The organism is uncultured Brachyspira sp., assembly GCF_910578695.1.
GTDB lineage: Bacteria > Spirochaetota > Brachyspiria > Brachyspirales > Brachyspiraceae > Brachyspira.
This window is the reverse complement of the sequence record NZ_CAJTQJ010000070.1, coordinates 1-3,996: the sequence shown is the minus strand read 5'-3', so window position 1 is coordinate 3,996 and position 3,996 is coordinate 1. Positions and strand designations below refer to the sequence as shown.

The window sequence follows — 3,996 nt, the reverse complement described above, 5'->3', positions numbered from 1 at the left end:
CTAATTCTTTATACTCTTTTATGATTTCTTCTTTTTTATCAATCAAATCTTTTAACTCATCATAGCAAGTATTTTCTAACTTTTTTATAACTTCAGCAATAGATTTTTTATTATACTTTAATCCGATTTTATAAAACTCTTTTCTTCCGAATTTATCAGCAGCCGTCTCAACTAATTTTACAGCGGCTTTCGAGCTTTGATGAGAATAAATTTTTATTACTAACTCTAATGAAAAGTCATTAAAAATTTTATCAAAATCTTTAACTTTTTTAAAGCTCCAATTTTTTATATTATCTTTATTAAAAGCAGAAGCATTAAAAAATGTTTTTATCATATATTCTGTTTTTTCAGTATTCCAGTTATTTAAATCCTGATTAAAGTTTTTAGCATTTTCAAACATACTTTCCATATTTACAATATTAGAAGTATCCCAATTATTTAAAGGCTGATTAAAACTTTCAGCGTCTTTAAACATACCTGCCGTATTTTTAACATTATATATATCCCAACTATCTAAAGGCTGATTAAAACTTTCAGCATTTTCAAACATTCTTTCCATATATTCAACATTAGAAGTATTCCAATCATTAATGTTTTGATTAAAACTGATAGCCCCTTTAAACATACATTGCATATATTTAACATTAGATACATCCCAATTATTCAAAGGCTGATTAAAATTTTTAGCATTTTCAAACATACAATTCATATTTTTTACTTTAGAAGTATTCCAATTGTTCAAAAGCTGATTAAAGTTTTCAGCTCCGTTAAACATACTGCTCATACTTTCAACATTAGAAGTATTCCAATCATTAATGTTTTGGTTAAAGCTTTCAGCTCCGTTAAACATACTGTTCATACTTTCAACATTAGATACATTCCATTTATTTAAAGGCTGATTAAAGCTTTCAGCTCCATTAAACATACAGTACATATTTTTAACATTAGAAGTGTCCCAATCATTTAAAGACTGATTAAAGTTTTCAGCATTTTCAAACATACTGCTCATATTTTCAGTTTTAGAAGTATCCCAATTACTCAAAGGCTGATTAAAATTTTTAGCTCCATTAAATATACTGCTCATACTTTCTACATTAGAAGTATTCCAATCATTTAAAGGCTGATTAAAACTGTAAGCTCCGCAAAACATAGCTTCCATAGTTTTTACTTTTGATACATTCCATTTATCTAAAGACTGATTAAAACCGCCTGCATAAGAAAACATACGATGCATATTTTCAACATTAGAAGTGTCCCAATCATTCAAAGGCTGATTAAAGTTTTTACATCCGTAAAACATTTTTTCCATATTTACAGCATTAGAAGTATCCCAAGTTTCAATGCCTGAAAAATCTGTTCTTCTGCTATCTTCAAATAATTTACTCATATCAGTTATTAAACTTGTATCAATACTTCCGAGATTAATATTTTCATCTCTTACTAATTGTTCTAATTCTTCTTTAGTTTTTGGCTGAAATTTTTTTTTCATTTTTTTATCCTACTATTGTTATGTTCGCTTCAGCTTTCAATTAGCTAGTAATTAAAATTGCCCTGTCGGGCTAGCTTCAGCTCACTGTTATTGTTATGTTCGCTCACCTGTAAAGGTGCCTTCAATTAGCTAGTAATTAAAATTTCCCTGTCGGGCTAGTTTAGGCTCACTGTTATTATTATGTTTGCCCATTTATCAGAATGCCTAGTTTTGTCAGTCTGCAATCAGCAAATAAATTTATTTGTTCTGTATATTCTTGGCTTATTATTATATTAGCCTTTTATAAGCTGTAAATTGTTTCATCTGTAATATATAGACTTTAAAATTTTCAACATTATTAAATTAAAAGTAAGTTAAGAGATAATTAATTTTTATTTAATATATTTTTTATATTTATTAAAAGAGTATATAGGGGTGGATATTACCCGCCTCTATATACCCGTTGCCCAAGTAATATTACAACATAAAAACTATTATTTTCAACTATTGTTAATAAAAATTGTTTTATTATTGCCGCTACTACGTGCCTGCGGCAATGCTCGCCGACGAAGTCCGCCTCGCGAAGCGTGCCGACGAAGTCCACTACAGTGTTGGCAGGCGTCGCTTTAACTACATCGATAATAAATTATCGATATGCTTCGGCTCACTTTTTTTAATTATTTTTTTATTATTATTAAAAATTATTATTTTTATTATTGCTATGCTCGCCTTCGCTTTAACTACATCGATAATAAATTATCGATGTGCTTCGGCTCGCTTTTTTATTATTATTTTTAATAAACTCTGCCATTCTGAGAATGTCAGACGCTCATAATTTTTATATTTAGCTTTCTAGCATTTAAAAAATTATTAGTTTTTATTATTACTAATAAAAAACTTGTGCCGATATAGGTATAATACCTGCCATTTTGTAAATGTCAGGCACTCACGAGTTTTTTATTGTTGCTAGTAAATAGACTTCCTTATGTCAGTTGCTCGTTTATTTTTATTGTTGCTAGCTATAAACTCGCTTTAAGTTAGCTAATAACTAAAGTTATTAGCTGCTCGTTTATTTTTATTGTTGCTAGCTATAAACTCGCTTTAAATTAGCTAATAACTAAAGTTATTAGCTGCTCGTTTATTTTTATTGTTGCTAGCTATAAACTCGCTTTAAATTAGCTAATAACTAAAGTTATTAGCTGCTCGTTTATTTTTATTGTTGCTAGCTATAAACTCGCTTTAAATTAGCTAATAACTAAAGTTATTAGCTGCTCGTTTATCTTTTATTGTTAATAAAAATTGTTTTATTATTTCTAATAAAAATTATGAGCTTTTATGCTCTGCCATTCTACGAATGTCAGACGCTCATAATTTTTATAATTAGCTTATTATTTCTAATAAAAATTGTTATTTAATTATTTCCTGCCATTTCGCGAATAGCAGGCACTCATAACTTCTATATATAAAAATAAAAATATTATTTTCCTACTCTTTCTAATTGTTCTTTTGGGTATCTTTCCCCATAAATCACTATTTTTTTAAGTGCTTCATTTATATTATTTAATTCTTCTTCTGTAAACTCTATATTAACAGATGATATATTTTCTTTTAATCTTTCTATTTTTCTTGTTCCGGGTATAGGTGCTATGAACGGTTTTTGATGAAGCACCCATGCTAATGCTATCTGAGGTTTTGAGGCATTTTTTGTTTTTGCTATATCTTCCAAAACTTCAACTAATGCATAGTTTTGCTTTAAATTTTCTTCTTGAAATCTTGGAATAGAATTTCTAAAATCATTTTCTGAAAATTCTGAACTGTCTTTAAATCTGCCTGTCAAAAAACCTTTGCCCAAAGGAGAAAAAGGAACGAAGCCTATATTTAATTCTTCTAATAATGGTATGATTTCCTTTTCAGGTTCTCTCCACATCATAGAATATTCGCTTTGTAATGCAGTAAGCTTGCACACTTTATCAGCTTTTCTTATTGTATTTGCTCCAGCCTCTGAAAGTCCCCAATACCTGATTTTTCCTTCTTTTATTAATTCTTTCATTGTATCAGCAACTTCTTCTATAGGCGTATTAGTATCGACTCTATGAAGATAATATAAATCAACATAATCTGTTCTTAATCTTTTTAATGAACCTTCTATTGATGCTTTTATAGTTTCTTTTTTGGCATTTAATACAGATTTCCCATTTTCACAAATTTGTATTCCGCATTTTGTAGCTATCACAACTTTATCTCTGTATTTTTCTAATGCTTCGCCTACTATTTCTTCATTTTTATAGGGTCCGTAAGCTTCTGCTGTATCAAAAAAATTAATACCCAATTCTATAGCCTCATCTATAAGCGATATTAATTCTCTTTTATCATAATTTTCATAATTGCCGTATCCCATACAGCCTAAACCTATTGCTGATACTTCTAAATTTCCTAATTTTCTTTTTTGCATATAAATTACTCCTATTATTGTTATCGATAAACTCGCTTTAAATTAGCTAATAACTAAAGTTATTAGCTGCTCGTTT

At 28.6% G+C, this 3,996-nt stretch carries 2 protein-coding genes; both read right to left on the bottom strand.

The annotated features are described in order from the left end of the window. The coding region (locus QZ288_RS11620) for a BspA family leucine-rich repeat surface protein (RefSeq protein ID WP_295159039.1) at positions 1 to 1,489 on the bottom strand (1,489 nt) is incomplete at its 3' end. Positions 1,490 to 2,945: 1,456 nt separating this feature from the next. Continuing rightward, positions 2,946 to 3,920 (bottom strand): aldo/keto reductase, encoded by a 975-nt coding sequence (locus QZ288_RS11615; RefSeq protein ID WP_295158227.1) that lies wholly within the window; start codon positions 3,918 to 3,920, stop codon positions 2,946 to 2,948. Between the last annotated feature and the right edge of the window lie 76 nt (positions 3,921 to 3,996).

What these genes read in the sequence shown, in the direction of transcription:
- QZ288_RS11615 (WP_295158227.1), bottom strand. Translation starts at nt 3,920, where the DNA reads ATGCAAAAAAGAAAATTAGGAAATTTAGAAGTATCAGCAATAGGTTTA.